At 63.7% G+C, this 18,361-nt stretch carries 18 protein-coding genes; 16 read left to right on the plus strand and 2 right to left on the minus strand.

The genetic code is table 11. The features are described 5' to 3' along the window. The first annotated feature begins 129 nt into the window (after positions 1–129). From ABIC09_RS09680 to ABIC09_RS09735, 12 genes are all read left to right on the plus strand, one after another. A complete protein-coding gene (locus ABIC09_RS09680) occupies positions 130–1,077 on the plus strand; it encodes an ABC transporter substrate-binding protein (RefSeq protein WP_148750303.1) in 948 nt (315 codons plus the stop codon). A gap of 174 nt (positions 1,078–1,251) precedes the next feature. Further along, entirely contained in the window at positions 1,252–2,322 is a 1,071-nt protein-coding gene (gene gmd / locus ABIC09_RS09685; protein WP_354109112.1) for a GDP-mannose 4,6-dehydratase, read from the plus strand. Then, positions 2,303–3,259 carry a GDP-L-fucose synthase gene (gene fcl, locus ABIC09_RS09690; protein ID WP_354109113.1) on the plus strand — a complete coding sequence of 319 codons (957 nt, stop codon included), beginning with the start codon at positions 2,303–2,305 and terminating at the stop codon, positions 3,257–3,259. Before gmd ends, fcl begins: the two co-directional genes overlap by 20 nt. Before the next feature lie 60 nt (positions 3,260–3,319). Continuing rightward, complete coding sequence (locus ABIC09_RS09695; RefSeq protein ID WP_354109114.1) at positions 3,320–3,772, plus strand: DUF2231 domain-containing protein; 453 nt, start codon at positions 3,320–3,322, stop codon at positions 3,770–3,772. Then, positions 3,769–5,106, plus strand: a complete 1,338-nt coding sequence (locus tag ABIC09_RS09700) for a PQQ-dependent sugar dehydrogenase (protein WP_354109115.1) — start codon at positions 3,769–3,771, stop codon at positions 5,104–5,106. Before ABIC09_RS09695 ends, ABIC09_RS09700 begins: the two co-directional genes overlap by 4 nt. A 10-nt stretch (positions 5,107–5,116) precedes the next feature. Next, positions 5,117–5,320, plus strand: coding sequence for a hypothetical protein (locus ABIC09_RS09705; RefSeq protein WP_148750308.1), 204 nt, complete (start codon positions 5,117–5,119; stop codon positions 5,318–5,320). 239 nt (positions 5,321–5,559) lie between these two features. Then, positions 5,560–6,948, plus strand: a complete 1,389-nt coding sequence (locus tag ABIC09_RS09710; protein WP_354083766.1) for an MFS transporter — start codon at positions 5,560–5,562, stop codon at positions 6,946–6,948. A 122-nt stretch (positions 6,949–7,070) separates the two neighbouring features. After that, a complete protein-coding gene (locus ABIC09_RS09715) occupies positions 7,071–7,898 on the plus strand; it encodes a 3-oxoadipate:acetyl-CoA acetyltransferase (RefSeq protein ID WP_354037221.1) in 828 nt (275 codons plus the stop codon). 134 nt (positions 7,899–8,032) lie between these two features. Next, positions 8,033–9,238 carry an MFS transporter gene (locus ABIC09_RS09720; RefSeq protein ID WP_354109116.1) on the plus strand — a complete coding sequence of 402 codons (1,206 nt, stop codon included), beginning with the start codon at positions 8,033–8,035 and terminating at the stop codon, positions 9,236–9,238. 181 nt (positions 9,239–9,419) lie between these two features. Next, entirely contained in the window at positions 9,420–10,649 is a 1,230-nt protein-coding gene (locus tag ABIC09_RS09725; protein WP_354109117.1) for a CaiB/BaiF CoA transferase family protein, read from the plus strand. A gap of 237 nt (positions 10,650–10,886) precedes the next feature. Further along, positions 10,887–11,102 carry a hypothetical protein gene (locus ABIC09_RS09730; protein WP_354109118.1) on the plus strand — a complete coding sequence of 72 codons (216 nt, stop codon included), beginning with the start codon at positions 10,887–10,889 and terminating at the stop codon, positions 11,100–11,102. A 94-nt stretch (positions 11,103–11,196) separates the two neighbouring features. Next, entirely contained in the window at positions 11,197–11,589 is a 393-nt protein-coding gene (locus ABIC09_RS09735) for a RidA family protein (protein WP_354109119.1), read from the plus strand. 3 nt (positions 11,590–11,592) lie between these two features. On the opposite strand, the gene ABIC09_RS09740 is transcribed toward ABIC09_RS09735, so the two are convergent. Next, positions 11,593–12,255, minus strand: coding sequence for a TetR/AcrR family transcriptional regulator (locus ABIC09_RS09740; protein ID WP_354109120.1), 663 nt, complete (start codon positions 12,253–12,255; stop codon positions 11,593–11,595). 232 nt (positions 12,256–12,487) lie between these two features. Between ABIC09_RS09740 and ABIC09_RS09745 the strand changes: the two genes are divergently transcribed. From ABIC09_RS09745 to ABIC09_RS09760, 4 genes are all read left to right on the plus strand, one after another. After that, the gene (locus ABIC09_RS09745) at positions 12,488–13,723 is read left to right on the plus strand and encodes an acyl-CoA dehydrogenase family protein (RefSeq protein WP_354109121.1); all 1,236 of its coding nucleotides are present in this window, start codon (positions 12,488–12,490) and stop codon (positions 13,721–13,723) included. 94 nt (positions 13,724–13,817) lie between these two features. Then, entirely contained in the window at positions 13,818–14,876 is a 1,059-nt protein-coding gene (locus ABIC09_RS09750; RefSeq protein WP_354109122.1) for a phosphotransferase family protein, read from the plus strand. Positions 14,877–15,213: 337 nt separating this feature from the next. Next, a complete protein-coding gene (locus ABIC09_RS09755) occupies positions 15,214–15,555 on the plus strand; it encodes an NIPSNAP family protein (RefSeq protein ID WP_354037211.1) in 342 nt (113 codons plus the stop codon). 21 nt (positions 15,556–15,576) lie between these two features. Then, positions 15,577–16,203 carry a LysE family translocator gene (locus tag ABIC09_RS09760; protein ID WP_354037209.1) on the plus strand — a complete coding sequence of 209 codons (627 nt, stop codon included), beginning with the start codon at positions 15,577–15,579 and terminating at the stop codon, positions 16,201–16,203. A 143-nt stretch (positions 16,204–16,346) separates the two neighbouring features. On the opposite strand, the gene argE is transcribed toward ABIC09_RS09760, so the two are convergent. Continuing rightward, entirely contained in the window at positions 16,347–17,525 is a 1,179-nt protein-coding gene (gene argE / locus ABIC09_RS09765; RefSeq protein ID WP_354109123.1) for an acetylornithine deacetylase, read from the minus strand. Positions 17,526–18,361 lie beyond the last annotated feature (836 nt).

Raw genomic sequence — 18,361 nt, forward strand, 5'->3', positions numbered from 1 at the left:
CGAACCTGAAAAGGCTCCGCCAGAACCTGAAGGCTCCGCCAGAACGTAAGGGATCGGGGCGCGATACGAGATTCCGCTACGGCAACTGGTCTGCCGTGCCGGATTAAGGACAGACCAGGGAGGAAGCCAATGTTGAAGATGACCATGCTCGCCGGCGCCGCAATGGCGCTTGCCCTGACCACCGCGCCGTCCTCGGCCAAGGAGCTGAAGTCGATCGGCGTTTCGCTTGGTTCGATGGGTAATCCGTTCTTCGTCGCGCTGTCGAAGGGTGCCGAGTTCGAGGCCAAGAAGACCAATCCCAATGTGAAGATCACCACCGTCGGGTTCGAATACGACCTCGGCAAGCAGGTCACCCAGATCGACAATTTCATCGCCGCCGGCGTCGACCTGATCCTGTTGAACCCCGGCGATCCCAAGGCGATCGGGCCGGCGATCAAGAAGGCGCAGGCGGCGGGCATCGTTGTCGTCGCCGTCGACACCGCGGCCGAAGGTGCCGATGCCACGGTGACCACGAACAACGTCCAGGCCGGCGAGATTTCGTGCCAGTACATCGTCGATAAGCTCGGTGCCAAAGGCGATGTCATCATCGAGAATGGGCCGCAGGTCTCCGCCGTCATCGACCGCGTCACCGGCTGCAAGAACGTGTTCGGTAAGAATCCCGGCATCAAGGTGCTGTCCAGCGACCAGGACGGCAAGGGCTCGCGCGAGGGCGGCCTCACGGTCGCGCAGGGTTATCTGACGCGCTTCCCCAAGATCGACGCCATCTTCGCCATCAACGACCCGCAGGCGATCGGCACTGACCTTGCGGCGCGCCAGCAGAACCGCAGCGGCATCGTCATCACCGCGGTTGACGGCGCGCCGGATATCGAGGCCTCGCTGAAGGATCCCGCGTCGCCGCAGATCCAGGCGTCAGCGTCGCAGGATCCGTTCTTCATGGCGCGGCGCGCCGTGCAGATCGGCGTCGGCATTCTCAGTGGGCAGAAGCCGGCCTCGACCGTCGAACTGCTGCCGTCGAAGCTCGTGACCCGAGACAATATCGCGGAGTATAAGGGCTGGACCTCGGACCGGTCGCAGTAACATCCCGCAATTTTGCTGATTGCGGCCCAATTCGAGAGGGGCGTCCCGGGAAACCGGCCCGGGCGCGCCTCTCGAGGTTGACCTCAGCGACCGATCTGTCAAAGAAGGGGGAGTTTTGACGGTGGGGCGGCCGAATGGTAGCGCCCGCGGGCGCTATTGGGAGCAGTTAGGGATATGGCTGAGCGGGTCGCTCTCATCACCGGTGTGACCGGCCAGGACGGCGCCTATCTTGCCGAACATCTGCTGTCGCTCGGTTATGTCGTGCACGGCATCAAGCGGCGCTCGTCCTCGTTCAATACTGCACGCGTCGACCATCTCTATCAGGATCCGCATGTCGGCAACGTGCCGTTCCTGATGCATTACGGCGACATGACGGATTCGACCAATCTGATCCGCCTGGTGCAGCAGATCCGGCCGACCGAGATCTACAATCTCGCTGCCCAAAGCCATGTCGCCGTCAGCTTCGAGAGCCCCGAATACACCGCCAACGCCGACGCCATCGGCGTGCTGCGCCTGCTGGAGGCGATCCGCATCCTCGGCATGGAGAAGCAGACGCGGTTCTACCAGGCCTCGACCTCCGAGCTCTACGGCCTGGTGCAGGAGATTCCGCAGAAGGAGACCACGCCGTTCTATCCGCGCTCGCCTTACGGCGTCGCCAAGCTCTATGGCTACTGGATCACGGTGAACTACCGTGAAGCCTACGGCATGTTTGCCTCGAACGGCATCCTGTTCAACCATGAGAGCCCGATCCGCGGCGAGACCTTCGTGACCCGCAAGATCACCCGCGGCGTCGCCCGCATCGAGGTCGGGCTCGAGGAGACGCTCTATCTCGGCAATCTCTCGGCCAAGCGCGACTGGGGTCATGCCAGGGACTATGTCGAAGGCATGCACAAGATCCTGCAAGCCGACAAGCCCGACGACTTCGTGCTCGCCACCGGCGAGGCGCACTCGGTGCGCGAGCTGGTCGAGCTGTCCTTCGCGCAGGTCGGCCGTCGCCTCGAGTGGCGCGGCGCAGGCGCCGACGAGACCGGCGTCGATGCCGGGAGCGGCAAGACGGTTGTGAAGATCGATCCGACCTATTTCCGTCCGACCGAGGTCGATCTGCTGATCGGTGATGCCAGCAAGGCGCGAAAAGTGCTCGGCTGGAAGCCGAAGCGGACCTTTGCGCAGCTCGTCGAGGAGATGATGACGAGCGATCTGGCCGAGGCCAAACGGGAAATCGCAAATGGCAAGCGCACCGTTTGAGCTGAAGGGCAAGAGCGTCTACGTCGCCGGCCATCGCGGTATGGTCGGTGCGGCGCTGGCGCGCCGGCTGGCGCGGGAGGACGTGAAGCTTGTCACGGTGGAGCGGCGCGAGGTCGATCTCTGCAACCAGGCTGCCGTGTTCGACTGGTTCGCGCGGGTGCGGCCGCAGGTGGTCTTCCTCGCCGCGGCAAAAGTCGGCGGCATCTTCGCCAACAACACGCTGCGCGCCGAGTTCATCTACGACAACATTGCGATCGCCGCGAACGTGATCCATGCCGCGCATCTGAACCGCGCCGAGAAGCTGATGTTCCTCGGCTCGTCCTGCATCTATCCAAAGCTCGCACCGCAGCCCTTGCGCGAGGACACCGTGCTGACCGGCCCGCTGGAGCCGACCAACGAGCCTTACGCCATTGCCAAGATCGCCGGGATCAAGATGGCCGAGGCCTATCGCGGCCAGTATGGCAGCGACTTCATCAGCGTGATGCCGACCAATCTCTACGGTCCCGGCGACAATTATCACCCCGAGCTGAGCCACGTCGTTGCCGCGCTGATCCGCCGCTTTCACGAGGCGAAACTGTCGGGCGCGAAGAACGTGGTTGTCTGGGGCACCGGCACGCCGCGTCGCGAGTTCCTCTATGTCGACGATATGGCGGATGCTTGCGTGCATCTGATGAAGACCTATTCCGGGGCGGACCTGATCAACATCGGCACCGGCGAGGACATCGCCATCGCCGAATTCGCGCATGTCGTCGCCGAGATCGTCGGCTATCGCGGCGAAATCAGCTTCGACAGCTCCCGCCCTGATGGCACCCCGCGCAAGCTGCTCGACGTCAGCCGCCTCGACAAGCTCGGCTGGCGCGCGACGACGTCGCTTCACGATGGCTTGAAGAAAGCCTATGCGGCGTACCAAGCCGCCACGGTCGTCCCCGCACAATAGTAGGAACCATCGCTCTCAGCACGAGTTGGCCGGTCGGGTGGAAAACACACGAGGTCAACCGTGCAAGAAGCTGTGCGCGTGCGCTCGACCGCGCAGATCGCAGGCCATCCCATTCATCCGATGCTGGTGCCGATCCCCATCGCGTGCTTCATCGGCGCGCTGCTGACCGACATCGCCTATCTCGTCTCGGCCGAGATCATGTGGGCGGATTTTTCCGCCTGGCTTCTGCTGGTCGGCGTCATCTTCGGCGTGCTGGCCGCGATCGCGGGCCTGACCGATTTCCTCGGCAATCGCCTGGTGCGGACGCAGGCGCCGGCCTGGCCGCATCTGATCGGCAACGCCGTGGCGATGATCCTCGCGATCTTCAATGCGCTCATTCACACGCGCGACGCCTGGACCTCGGTCTGGCCGCTCGGTCTCATTCTTTCGGTGCTTACCGTGCTGATCCTGCCGGTGACCGGCTGGCTCGGCTGGTCGATGGTGTACCGTCACGGTGTGGGAGTTGCGCGATGAAGTCTCTCCTTACGCGGGCGCTGCTATGCGCTTCGCTTCTTGGTCTCCTCGCCGGCTGTGATGACGGCAGCGGCGATCCCAAGGCGCAGATCGGCGCCAATCCGAAGCTGCCCGACATCCAGCAATATTTGCTGCCGCCGGTGCACATCGCCCGCATTGTCGGCTGGAAGAAGGACGAGACGCCGACGGTCGCGCAGGGTCTGCAGGCCAAGGCGTTCGCCACCGGCCTGCAGCATCCACGCTCGCTCTATGTTCTCCCCAATGGCGACGTGCTGGTGGTGGAATCCAAGGCGCCGAAGGCCGCCGCGATCAAGCGGCCCAAGGAGATCGTGATGGGCTTCATCGAGTCCTGGGCGACCTCGGGCGGCGATACCGGCGAGAGCAACCGCATCACGCTGTTGCGCGACACCAACGGCGACGGCGTCCCCGACACGCAGAGCGTCTTCCTCGACCATCTCAACTCGCCGTTCGGCGTCGCGCTGGTCGGCAACGATCTGTATGTCGCCAACACCGACGCGATCGTGAAATATCCCTACACCGAAGGCGATACCAGGATCACTGCGCCGGGCACGGTGCTGACGCCGCTGCCGGGCGGGCCGATCGACCATCACTGGACCAAGAGCCTCGTCGCAAGTCCCGATGGTTCAAAGCTCTATGCCGGCGTCGGCTCCAACAGCAACATCACCGAGAACGGGATGGAGGCCGAGCACAATCGCGCCGACATTCTCGAGGTCGATCGCGCCAGCGGTCGCTGGCGTATCTTTGCCAGCGGCTTGCGCAATCCGAATGGCCTCAGCTTCGAGCCGCAGACCGGTGCGCTGTGGACGGTGGTGAACGAGCGCGACGAGCTCGGCCCCGATCTCGTGCCCGACTACATGACCTCGGTGAAGGACGGAGCATTCTATGGCTGGCCCTACAGCTATTATGGTCAGCACGTCGATCCCCGGGTCAAGCCGCAGCGGCCGGACCTCGTTGCCAAGGCGATTGTGCCTGACTATGCGCTAAGCTCGCACGTCGCGCCGCTCGGGCTCGCGTTCTCGACCGGCAGCAGCCTGCCGAGTGATTATCGCAATGGCGCCTTCGTCGGCGAGCACGGCAGCTGGAACCGGCAGGTGCTCAACGGCTACAAGGTCGTGTACGTGCCGTTCGCGGACGGCAAGCCGAGCGGGCCCGCACAGGACGTCGTCACGGGATTCCTCAACAGCGACAACCAGGCACGCGGCCGTCCCGTCGGCGTCGCCATCGACAAGACCGGCGCGCTGCTGGTCGTCGATGACAGCGGCAACACGGTGTGGCGGGTGACGGCCGCGCATCCGCAGGTCACGCAGCGATAGGAGTTGGACGATGGGCCTTGCTCAATACGCGATCGTGCCAGTGCAGGACGAGTGGGGCGTGCTGCATGATGGCGACGTGAAGAGCAGATACGCCACCAAGGAAGCCGCGTTCGAGTCAGCGGTCGCCGCAGCATCCCTGGCGCTGCGCGAGGGGCACGAGGTTCACGTCAGCGTCCCTGGCCGCGAGGCGGGAGAGACCGCGCTGGGAAGCTAGCTTCTTCACGACCAGCCGCCCGCGCCGCGGTCAGCGTCCGCGCGAAATAACATCAGGTTAGGTTTATCGCATAACTGGGTAATTGTGTTAGCCCGGCGAAAGCCTATTGTCGTGCCAATCAAACACCGATCGGCAGTGACAAACGCTTGCGGAGATCCGCACAGCGCGCGGAGAGTGCTGCCCAATTTCTCCAAGAAGCCCGCCAAGGGACCCAGAAACCAATGTGGAGGAATTTTGAGATGACCGCGATCCATCAGATGAGTCAGTCCAGGAAGGCCGCTGCCAGCGGCTGGATCGGGTCGGCTCTCGAATATTATGACTTCTTCATCTACGCGACCGCCGCGTCGCTGATCTTCCCGCAAATCTTCTTCCCGTCGGAAAATCCCACGGTCGCCATCGTCGCGTCGCTTGCGACCTATGGCGTCGGCTATGTGGCCCGGCCGATCGGCGCCTTCGTGCTCGGACATTGGGGCGACACCCACGGCCGCAAGACCGTTCTCATCGTTTGCATGTTTCTGATGGGCATCTCGACCATGGCGGTCGGGATCCTGCCGACCTATCAGCAGGTCGGCATCCTCGCGCCGGTCCTGCTCGTCATCCTGCGTCTCATCCAGGGATTTGCCGTTGCCGGCGAAATCTCCGGCGCGAGCTCGATGATCCTGGAGCACGCGCCGTTCGGTCGGCGCGGCTTCTATGCAAGCTTCGCCCTTCAGGGCGTGCAGGCTGGACAGATTCTCGCAGCCGCGGTCTTCCTGCCGCTGGCGGCCTACATGCCGAACGAGGCCTTCAACAGCTGGGGCTGGCGGATTCCCTTCCTGCTCAGCTTCTTCGTCATCGTTGCCGGCTATATCATCCGTCGCGAAGTCGACGAGACCCCCGCCTTTGCCCGCGAGGGCGAGCGGGGAGAAACGCCGCGGGCGCCCATTGTCCAAGCCATCAAGCTGAGCTGGCGCGACATGCTCAGGGTCATCTGCATGGCGCTGATGAACGTCATTCCGGTCGTTGCGACCATTTTCGGTGCAGCCTACGCGGTGCAGCCGGCCTACGGCATCGGCTTTGCCAAGGACGTCTATCTCTGGATCCCGGTGCTCGGAAACATGCTGGCCGTGTTCGTCATTCCCTTCGTCGGCAATCTCTCCGACAAGATCGGCCGCAAGCCTCCGATCGTCGTCGGCGCGCTGCTCTCCGGTCTGCTCGCGTTCGGCTATCTCTATGCCATCAGCATCAGGAACGTGCCGCTGGCGATCCTGCTGTCGCTGTTGATGTGGGGCGTGGTCTATCAGGGCTACAACGCGATCTTTCCGAGCTTTTACCCGGAGCTGTTTCCGACGCGCACCCGTGTTTCGGCCATGGCGATCTCGCAGAACATCGGAACCACCATCACGGCGTTGCTTCCGGCCCTGTTTGCGACCGTGGCGCCTCCCGGCTCGGCCAACATTCCCTTGACGGTCGGCGCGATCGCCTTCGGCATCACGGTCATCGCGGCGCTGGCGGCCATCACGGCCCGTGAGACCTATCGGGTCAGTATCGACGATCTCGGCAATCCCGAGGCCGTTCCGATGGCACGGGCTGACTATGAGCGACAGCGCGCGGAGGCGGCGAGCGGTGCGGCCGCAATTCCGACCTGATAGGAACGAGTGAACGCAATGCCGCTGCAATCGATCGTGCTTGCAGCGGCAGGGCTTCACGCTTTATGTGGCTCCTTATTCGAACTTTGTGCGCGCGAGCGCGATCATCATGAGGTCAAGGGATGAACCCCGTCGTCGTTGCTGTCGCTATCACCGGCTCCGTTCCGCGCAAGAAGGACAATCCGGCGGTGCCCATCCTGCCTTCCGAACAGATTGAATCGACGCAACAAGCCTTCGAAGCCGGCGCCACGCTTGCCCATATCCATGTGCGCAACGATGACGAGACGCCGTCCTCTGATCCCCAGCGCTTTGCCCTGGTGCAGGAAGGGATCAGGAAGCATTGTCCGGGGATGATCGTGCAGTTCTCGACCGGCGGGCGGGGCCGCGATCCCTCGGCGCGTGGATCATCGCTCTATCTGAAGCCGGACATGGCCTCGCTCTCCACGGGGTCGGTGAACTTTCCGACGATTGTCTACGAGAACAGCGCCGCCCTGGTCGAGACGCTCGCGACCGGCATGAAGGCAGCTGGCGTCCGCCCGGAAATCGAGATCTTCGATCTGTCGCATCTGCATGGCGCCCGACGCCTGATCGAGGCAGGGTTGATCGACCCGCGTCCGCACGTGCAATTCGTCATGGGCGTCAAGAACGCGATGCCCGCCGACGAGCATGTCCTCGACATCCTGCTGGCAGAGCTCAGGCGGCTGATCCCGAAAGCCACATGGACCGCGGCCGGGATCGGGCGCCATCAAGCCGAGGTCATGGACTGGGCGCTGGCGCGCGGCGCCGACGCGGTTCGCACCGGGCTCGAGGACAATATCAGGATCGACAAGACGCGGCTGGCCGCCAGCAACGCGGAGCTCGTGACTATCGCGGCCGAGGCTGTCACGCGCCACGGCCGGCGCATCGCGACGGCAGCCGAGGCGCGATCCCTGCTCGGGATCGCGGGGTAGGGAGGACCGTTCTCCACCTGACATGCTTCCGGGTGCCTTCTGCCATTCGGCGGCCAGCGTTTCCGTGCGCTGAGTCTCCGGGTAAGACAGACTGACAGGCGTGATCGGCGCCTGCCGGGCAGGCGACGGGTGGAATGCGGTTCTTGAAATCTGACGGCAGGCTCATCGGGGTCCTGCTGGTGCTTGCAATCACCCAGCTCATCGGATGGGGCACGATCGGCCTTCCGGCCGTGGTCGGCCGCGACCTCGGGGCCGATCTCGGCCTGAGCCTGCCGGCGGTGTTTGCGGGCAGCTCGGTCCTTTACGTCACCATGGGCCTGTGCGCGCCCTGGCTCGCCAAGGCCTTTGCGCGGCACGGTGCCCGCAAGGTCATGATGGTGGGCACTGTTGTCGCCGTGCCGGGCTACATCGTCCTCTTCTTCGCGCGTGAGCCAATACTCTATTTCGCCGGCTGGGTCGTTCTCGGCATGGGCGGCAGCGCCACGTTGTCGACCGGCGCGTATATCATGCTGAACGAGGTCGCCGGACGGGGCGCCAAGAATGCCATCGGCGGGCTGATGCTGGTGACGGGTCTCTCCAGCAGCATCTTCTGGCCGACCACGTCGTTTCTTAGTGCCTGGCTCGGCTGGCGCGGGACCTGTCTCGTCTATGCGGCGATGATGCTCGCCATCAACCTTCCGCTCTATGCGTTTCTCGCGCCGCGCCGGAAAATCGCGACGGACCATGGTGGCGAGGCCGTCAAGGCCGCGCCGCCGCCTGCGATTTCAAGAAGCACCTTCGGTCTCGTCGTCTGCGTGATCACGATGAATGCCTTCGTCAATTTCGGCATCGGCGCCATCCTGATCGAGCTGTTGCGGGCGGAAGGCCTTGAGCCGGCGCAGGCGCTCGCATTCGGCTCCATGCTGGGCGTGATCCAGGTCAGCGCCCGCGGCCTCGACTTCCTCGGCGGTGGCCGGTGGGATGGCATCACCACCGGATTGGTCGCCGGCACCGCGCTTCCCGTCGCCATGGTGCTGCTGATGCTGAGCGAGGGTGCGACCTGGGCGGTCGCGAGCTTCATCCTGCTTTACGGTGCCGGCAGCGGCGCAATGGCGGTGGCGCGGGCGACGATCCCGCTCGTGTTCTATGACCAGGCCGAGTTCGCCAAGGCGATGTCGATGATCGCGCTGCCGCTCAATCTGGCCTCCGCGATCTCGCCGCCGCTTCTGGCTGGCCTGCTTACCCAGTTCGGCAGCCGCGGCGCGCTTGGGCTCACCTTGGCCTTTTCCTGCGCAACCGTGCTGATCCTGATTCTACTGGGCCGGCGTCGTCCGCAGTTGGCTGCGGTAGCCGCGACCTGAGGTCGACCGGATAATATTCGCAACGCGGAATTGGGCGTCGCAGGCTACTTCTGCTGCGGGGCGGGGGATGGCCGTATGCCCAGCGCGCAGTGCTCGGGGCCGCAAAAATGGTGTATCCGCAGGGAGCACGGACCGCGATCTCGCCGCCGCGCCAAAATCCAGTTCCCCGGAGGAAATCGACATGTCGGCCCTGCCGCTCTCAGGCATCAAGATCCTTGACCTCACGCGTGTGCTTGCAGGGCCCTTGTCGGCCCAGATGCTGGGCGATCTCGGCGCGGAGGTGATCAAGATCGAGCGGCCCGGCACCGGCGACGACGCGCGCGCCTTCGGCCCGCCTTATCTGACCGATCCCGAGGGCAAGGCGAACAACAACAATTCATTCTATCTCTGCGCCAACCGCAACAAGAAATCGGTCACCGTCAACATCGCCAAGCCCGAGGGGCAGGCGATCATCCGCGAGCTCGCCAGGGACGCCGACGTCTTCATGGAGAACTACAAGGTTGGCGATCTCAAGCGCTACGGCCTCGACTACGAGACCATCAAGGCGATCAACCCCAGGATCATCTATTGCTCGGTGACCGGCTTCGGCCAGACCGGACCCTATGCGCCACGCGCCGGCTACGACGCGATCCTCCAGGCGATGGGCGGCCTGATGAGCGTCACCGGCCATATCGACGGCGAGCCGGGCGAGGGCCCGATGAAGGTCGGCCCGTCGATCGTCGACTACATGACCGGCATGAACACATCGATCGGGCTTTTGTCGGCGCTCTACCATCGCGACGCCAATGGCGGGCAGGGGCAGCACATCGACGTCTGCCTGTTCGACACCGTCATCGCCTCACTGTCGCACTGGCTGCAGATCTACCTCGTCAACGGCAAGACGCCGCCGCGCCGCGGCACCTGGGGCAATGGCGGCATGCCCGCCGGCGTGTTCCGCTGCACCGACGGCGAGCTGATGCTGGTGGTCGGCAATGACGGCCAGTTCCAGCGCACCTGCGCCGTGCTGGGCCAGCCCGAGCTCGCCAACGACAAGCGCTTCATCAAGAACAACGACCGCGTCGTGCACGGCAAGGAGATCATGGCGATCTTCGCCGGCCTGTTCCTGACCAAGCCCGTGGCCTATTGGCTGGACAAGCTCGAGGAGGCCGGCGTGCCGTCGGGGCCGATCAACAATTTCGAGCAGGTGTTTTCCGATCCGCACGTCCAGTCGCGCGGCATGCGGGTGAAGGTCGACCATCCCTTCGATCCCGATCTGTCGCTGATCCGCAATGCGCTGACCTTCTCGGGGACGCCGATCGAGACTTACCGCGCCCCGCCGCTGCTCGGGGAGCACACCCAGGAAGTGCTCGGTGGCAAGCTCGGCTATGACGCGGGGAAGATCGAGGAGCTGAAGAAGCAGGGGATCATCTGATTTCATGACCGGCAAAAGCAAGGCGCGACGTCCGCGCTGAAAGCGTGCGCGCGATGCTCGGGCTCGCGTAGAGCCGGGAATGGCGCCGATCAATTCGTGACGGAAGCATGACGATCTCGTGGCCTTACCCGAGGCTTGCGCGCAATCCCCAGACAAACCCGGTCCGTAGTACATCCGGCTTCCGCTTCGCCCGCGACTCAGATTCGATCTCTCCCACTGAGTTCGGGAGGGAAGCGCATGTCCTACACCATCGGGTTCCAAGCAAAGAACCAGAACGCCATTCTGGCGACTGAGGCGGCCACGGCCAACCAGGCTGTCGCGATCATTGCGGCGCTGCGGCAAAGTGCCGAAGAGATCAAGTTCATCCGCTCGCCACAGGAAGGCGAGATGGGCATCGAGATGCTGCTGCTGCTCGCCAAGGAAGAGGCCGAGGAGATGCCGCAGCGGGCGTAACCCGCTACGACCACACTTCGATCAAAAGCGAAGCATGCCGGCTGCAATATAATGTAGCAAGGCCTCAGTCTCGCTTGAACCGAAGGTGGCCGCCATGAAACGCGAAGCGCTCCGCGTCGAACCGATCTCGTCCTTTCTCGACCGCGTGAAGGCGCCGACCTCGCCGGTGACGCGCGCCGGCAACATGATCTTCGTCGCCGGCCTGCCGCCATTCGACCCCGAGACGGGCGAGATTGGAGGGATGCCGATCGAGCGACAGAGCGAGATCATCATGGAGCAGATGAAGCTCTGCCTTCAGACGGCCGGCGCCTCGCTGGATAACGTCATGAAGTGCAATGTCTACTGCACCTCGACAAAGCACTTCGCTGTGTTCAACGCAGTCTATGCGCGCTATTTCCCGGTCGATCCGCCGGCGCGGATCTTTGTCTGCACGCCGGAATGGTTCGGCCCCTTCGACGTCGAGATCGACTGCATCGCGATGATGTAAGGGCTACCGCGCGGCGATCCGTGATGGCACCTTGGCTTCGGCCTTGCCCGCCGTCAGCGCCATCGTCGCGACGCTGACGACGCGCGCGACCACGTCCTCGACGTCGTCGAGATCGCATTTGCCGTCCGACAGCTTTGTCAGGCGCTCGCTCTCGCGGATGGTGTGATGCGCCATCGCGAGCGCAAAATTCAGGCCCCAATAGATATCGACGTCGCTGCGGTCGGGCAGGGACCTTCGCATCGCGCCGGCGAATTTCCGCAAGTGGTCGATCTCACGGTTCTTGATGCGACGGATCGGTGGCACGGATTCGATCGAGGCGCGGATCATGAACCGGGCCGCGGTGGAGCGTTGGTTCTCCGGGCCTAAGCAGCCGCGCAGGGTCGGCCCGACCAGCGCGCGCAAGATCACCTCGATCGGCGCGCGGCCGCCGCCTTGCTCTTCCGCCGCCTTCAACTCGCGCAGGCGCTCGCGGTTGGTCGCGATCGAGCGGGTGACAAATAATTCCGCGATCAGCTCGTCCTTCGAGCCGAAATGGTAGTTCACCGCGGCCAGATTGACATTGGCCTCCGCGACGATGTCGCGCAGCGTGACGTCGCCAAAACCGCGATCGGCATAGAGCCGTTCGGCGGCGGCGAGAATGGCAGACCTCGTATGATCGCTGGCCATGGATGCGCTCAGGGGAGGGAGTTGCAATTCAAACACTTGTATGAAACTATCGTTTGAAGGCCGGAGAAAGTCAATCCGCACGATGGAAATTGCGCCGCCGTTGAAAGCGGTGCGGGTTCCTCGACCCGCGAACCGCCGAATGGCGCTTGCGGGCCGCGCGCGGCGGGAGGACAGTCCGGCGCAAAACAGGCTTTCCAAAACAGGCTTTCAAAGAGAGACCGAGGAGCGTCCCATGGATTTCGATCTGTCGCCCAAGCAGAAGGAATGGCTCGACCGCGTGCAGTCCTTCATGACCAAGCACGTGCGGCCGGCGGTGCCGATCTATAACGAGCAGGACAAGAGCGGCGATCGCTGGAAGGTCATCCCGGTCCTGGAAGACCTCAAGAAGAAGGCGAAGGCCGAAGGCCTCTGGAACATGTTCATGCCGCCGAACGAGCATGAAGACGACGAATTCCGCGGCGCCGGATTGACCAACCTGGAATACGCGCTGCTGTCGGAGCAGATGGGTCACATCTCCTGGGCCTCGGAAGTGTTCAACTGCTCCGCGCCCGACACCGGCAACATGGAAGTGTTCATGCGCTACGGCTCCAGGGAGCAGAAGCGCAAATGGCTGCGTCCGCTGATGGACGGCGAGATCCGCTCCGCCTTCCTGATGACGGAGCCGGCGGTTGCCTCGTCGGACGCCACCAACATCGAGACCAGCATCGCGCGCGACGGCGATCACTACGTCATCAACGGCCGCAAATGGTGGTCGTCCGGCGTCGGCGATCCCCGCTGCAAGATCGCGATCCTGATGGGCAAGACTGATTTCAACGCCGCGAAACATCAGCAGCAGTCGCAGATCCTGGTTCCGCTCGACACCCCCGGCATCAAGGTCGAGAAGATGCTGCCGGTGTTCGGCTTCGACGACGCGCCGCACGGCCACGCCCAGGTGCTGCTCGAGAACGTGCGCGTGCCGAGGGAGAACATCCTGCTCGGCGAAGGCCGCGGCTTCGAGATCGCGCAGGGCCGCCTCGGTCCCGGCCGCATCCATCACTGCATGCGCACCATCGGCAAGGCCGAGGAGGCCTTGGAGAAGATGGTGAAGCGGCTGATGTCGCGCACCGCCTTCGGCAAGAAGATCGTCGAGCACAGTGTGTGGGAGCAGCGCATCGGCGAGGCCCGCACCAACATCGAGATGACGCGCCTACTGTGTCTCAAGGCCGCCGATATGATGGACAAGGTCGGCAACAAGACCGCGCAGGCCGAGATCGCCATGATCAAGGTCGCAGCGCCCAACATGGCGCTGAAGATCATCGACGAGGCGATTCAGGCCTTCGGCGGTGCTGGCGTCTCCGACGAAGCCGGGCTTGCCAAGGACTATGCGGGGATCCGCACGTTGCGGCTCGCCGACGGTCCGGACGAGGTGCACAATCGCGCCATTGCAAGGTTAGAGGTTCGGAAGTATGCCAACTCTCCCAAGCATTGACAGGGAGAGCTGATGGCGCTCCCTTCACTGTCATTTCGGTCTGGTCCTTCGGACCATCCCGGAATGACGGAAAACAAAAACAGGGAGCGTCACCGTGGCTGACGGCGTCAGGAAAGACGAAGAGTTCTCGGGCACCAAGCCGGTCGAGGAGCGTCATCGCTTCGACGAGCTCGGGCTCGAGGCCTGGATGCGTGACAACGTCGAAGGCTATGAGGGCCCGCTGGTCGTCCTGCAGTTCAAGGGCGGCCAATCCAATCCGACCTACCGGCTGAACACGCCGAGGCGCTCCTACGTGATGCGCAGAAAGCCCTTCGGCAAACTGCTGCCGTCGGCGCATGCGGTCGATCGCGAATATCGCGTCATCGCGGCCCTTGGAAAGCAGGGCTTTCCGGTCGCGCACGCCTATGCGCTGTGCCAGGACGACAGCATCATCGGCGCCGCCTTCTACATCATGTCGATGGAGGAGGGGCGGGTGTTCTGGGATCCGACGCTGCCGAGCCAGGATGGCGATGCGCGCCGAAAGATCTTCACCAGCAAGATCGAGACGCTGGCAAAGCTCCACATGTACGATCCCGTCGCGATTGGCCTCGGCGAGTTCGGCAAGCCCGGCAATTATTTCGCGCGCCAGATCGACCGCTGGACCAAGCAGTATCGGGCGTCCGAGACCCAGCACATTCCCGAGTTCGAGAAGGTCGCGGAATGGCTGCCCAAGACCGTGCCGGTGCAGGCGCGCGTCTCGATCGTCCACGGCGACTACCGCCTCGACAATATGATTTTCCACGCGACGGAACCGCGCGTGCAGGCCGTGCTGGATTGGGAGCTGTCGACGCTCGGCGATCCCATGGCCGACTTCACCTACCTGTTGATGCAGTGGATCATGCCGGGCTTGCAAGGCGCAGACCTCAAGGCGCTCAACATCCCGAGCGTGGAGGAAGCCGCGCAGATCTATTGTAACGTCACCAAGATGACGGTGCCGGATCTTAACTGGTACTTTGCCTACAATCTGTTCCGCCTCGCCGGCATCACCCAAGGTATCGCCGGCCGCGTCCGCGACGGCACCGCCGCCAACGCCAAGGCGCTGGAGTCAGCCAAGCGCACCGTGCCGCTGTCAAAGGCATCATGGGAGTATGCGCAGAAGGCGGGCGCGGTGTAGAAATAACGAGGGCGCGGCCGGTGGCCGCGCCCTTTTGCTTGGTGCGTCGCTGTCACCACATGTTCTGTCATTGCGAGCGAAGCGAAGCAATCCAGACTATCTCTGCGGCGGCAGTCTGGATTGCTTCGTCGCAAGAGTTCCTCGCAATGACGGGGATGCGTGCCGCGGGTGGGGTGCGTAGGGTGGGCAAAGGCGCGTAGCGCTGTGCCCACCATCTGTCAGCGATCGCAGTGAAAATGGTGGGCACGCTTCGCTTTGCCCACCCTACGAAGGCCGGCTGACTTCTCGGTTTGACGGCGCGCCGTTCGACCCTATCTCTCCCCGCAAGGAGACGGTCATGATCCAGCAATTGCGCATCTACGAGATCTTCGAGACAAACAAAGCTGCCTTTCACGCCCGTTTCCGCGACCATGCCGCGCGTATCATGCGAAGCCGATATGGCTTTCAGATGGTGGCGATGTGGGAAACCAAATTCGGCGATCGTACCGAGTTCGCCTATCTCCTGGAGTGGCCGGACGAGGCAGCGAAGATTTCGGCGTGGGCGGCCTTCATGGCGGATACCGAGTGGGCCGAGATCAAGCGCGTGACCCACGCCGAGCATGGCCTGATGGTCGGCCAGATCGAGGACCGGCTGCTCGTGCCGGTGGACTATTCGCCGTCGCTCAGCCTGTCATACTAATTCGCCCTCGGGACCGCGCGCATGATCGACCACGCCACCCTCGTCACCTACATCCTGATCGTTCTCGGCTTCGTCTTCATTCCTGGCCCGGCCACGCTGCTCACCATGGCGCGAGCTGCAAGCTCGGGAACGAGGGTCGGCATCGCCACCGGCGCTGGCATTGCTGCGGGTGACGTGATCCACACCAGCATGGCGATCGTCGGCCTTTCGGCCGTCATCGCCACGTCGGCGCTCCTGTTCAGCATCGTCAAATATGCGGGCGCGGGATTCCTGATCTATCTTGGCATCCGCGCGATGCTCGACAAAGCACCGATCAAGCTGGACGACGGCGCGCCCGCGATCAGCGCGGGGCGCGCCCTTCGGCAGGCCGTGCTGACCGAAGTGCTCAATCCCAAGACCGCACTGTTCTTCCTCGCCTTCCTGCCGCAGTTCGTCCGGCCTGAGAACGGTTCGACCGCGCTTCAGCTGGCGATCCTCGGCATCGTCTTCGTGCTGCTCGGCCTTGTCAGCACCGTCGTATTCGCCGTCGGCGCCGGCCGTCTCGGCAATCTCCTGCGCCGCCACCCTGCGGTCGTGCGGTGGCAGGGCAAGGTGGTCGGGATCATCTACTGCGCCGTCGGCGTCCGGCTGGCCTTGCAGGAGCGCTGAGGCGCGGCGCTCCCGTAGCCCTACGCATCGGAGCTTGTAGCAAGGGTGGGCAAAAGCGCGTAGCGCTGTGCCCACCATCTGTCAGCGATCGCGGTGAAAAATGGTGGGCACGCGTCGCTTTGCCCACCTTACGGCAGCGTCGTTTATGACCCCGCCTTCGCGCAATGCGCGATCAGCTTCTCCACGAACCCCGCGCACTTCTCCAGCTCGGCCATCGCTACAAACTCGTCCGGCGTATGCGCCTGCGCGATCGAGCCCGGGCCGATCACCACTGAGGGGATATCGGCCATGCCGGCGAACAGGCTGGCTTCGGTGCCGAAGGCGACCTTGGCGTGGTCGTTGCGTCCCGCAAGCTGCTTCGCCAGCGTGACGATCGCGGCGTCCGCCTTGGTGTCGAGGGCGGGATAGTCGAGGATCTCCTCGAAATCGATGCCGCATTCCGGATGCTGCTTCTTCATCGCGGGCTCGAGCTCGGCCTTGGCCCAGGAGACGATCGCATCCGTCACCTCCCTGGACTCGGTGATGCCGATGCCGCGGCATTCGAAATCCACGGTGCAGGTGTCAGGCACGATGTTCAGCGCGGCGCCGCCATGCACGATGCTGGTCAGCAGCGTCGAGTGCGGGACATCGTAGAGACTGCTGCGCTCGACCTCGCTTGCAAGCTTCACTGCGCGGCGGCGGATCTCGCTGATCATCTCGGCCGCGTATTCGATGGCATTGACGCCGTCGGGCGCAATCGAGGAGTGGCGGGCGAGGCCGTGGAACGTCGCGCGCACGCCATGCTTGCCCTTGTGGCCGATGATGACCTTCATCTCGGTCGGCTCGCCGATGAAGGCGCCGAGCGGTCGGACCTTCTTCTTCGCGACCTCGGCAAGCATCGGCCGCACGCCGACGCAGCCGATCTCCTCGTCATAGGAGATGGCAAGATGAATCGGCGTTGTCAGCTTCGCCTCCAGCATCTCCGGCACCATGGCGAGGCACACTGCGACAAATCCCTTCATGTCGGTGGTGCCGCGGCCGTAGAGCTTGCCGTCGCGCTCGATGAGCTTGAACGGATCGTGGCTCCAGTCCTGGCCGACGACGGGCACGACGTCGGTATGCCCTGATAGCACGAGACCGGGTCGATCTTCCGGGCCGATCGTGACCCAGAGCGAGGCCTTCTCGCCGGTCTCGTCGGTGATGCGTTCGCCCTTGACGCCGAGGAAGGCGAGATAGCTCTCGATATGCGCGATCAAAGGCAAATTGGTGCGGTCGCTGATCGTGTCGAAGCCGACGAGGTCGGCAAGAAGTTTGCGGATACGGTCGGGTCTGGAGTCCGGCATTTTCACGTTCTTGTTAGAGAATTGCGGAGGCTGATGCCGCTTGCATGAACCATACCAATGTTGCGGCCGGTCGGGCAAATGAAGCCGCAGCTGTCATTCCGGGGCAATGCGCAGCATTGAGCCCGGAATCCATCAGGCGGCATCGCGCGCGGTGAAATGGATTCCGGGTTCGCGACTTCGTCGCGCCCCGGAATGACGCGGTAGGGCTACGAGACCTTGCGTTGCCCGACGGGCAAAACACCCAAACCCTCGGTCAATCCGTATCGGCACAAATATGCCACTTTGCCGAAATTCGGAAACGGCGTATGTGTGGTCCCACTCCGGCCCAAGGAAGAGGGGCGTATCGCGATCGTCACGAACGCGGGCCGGGCGGCGGTGGGCGAGGGTCACATCGGCGCGAAGGGTTTTGCAGGGCGGGCAACCGTGAGCGAAGACCTCGCGCACACGACCGGTGCGATCTGCGTACGGCCAAATCGTGTGGTCCTGGCGCCCGGAGCCTGTGCGTCAAGGCTTGCGGTGATACGTTGTGTCCAACCGGACATGCGTATCAATCATCCGCAAGGCAACGGGGGCAATAGTGCATCGCTCCCCGGGGAGAGCACGACATAAGCCGTTCCAACCATCCGCGCAGGGAAGGCCGGGATGCCTCCGGCTGCCCTGTTACCCGCTGTGCAGTGTAGCGCAATCTACTCATGGCATGGCGGTCAATGGGAGCCAGCCGGCTCCCGGCCTTCCCTGCGCCCTCTTTCAAATGAGGGTGAGGCGACGGAGCAAAGCTCGGGCGAAACAAGCCGCGAGGATGCGAACTCATGTTGATATTTCAAAGACGGTCTCGT

Origin of the sequence: Bradyrhizobium sp. S3.12.5, from assembly GCF_040548225.1 — a bacterium.
In the GTDB taxonomy this organism is placed as follows: Bacteria; Pseudomonadota; Alphaproteobacteria; order Rhizobiales; family Xanthobacteraceae; genus Bradyrhizobium; species Bradyrhizobium cytisi.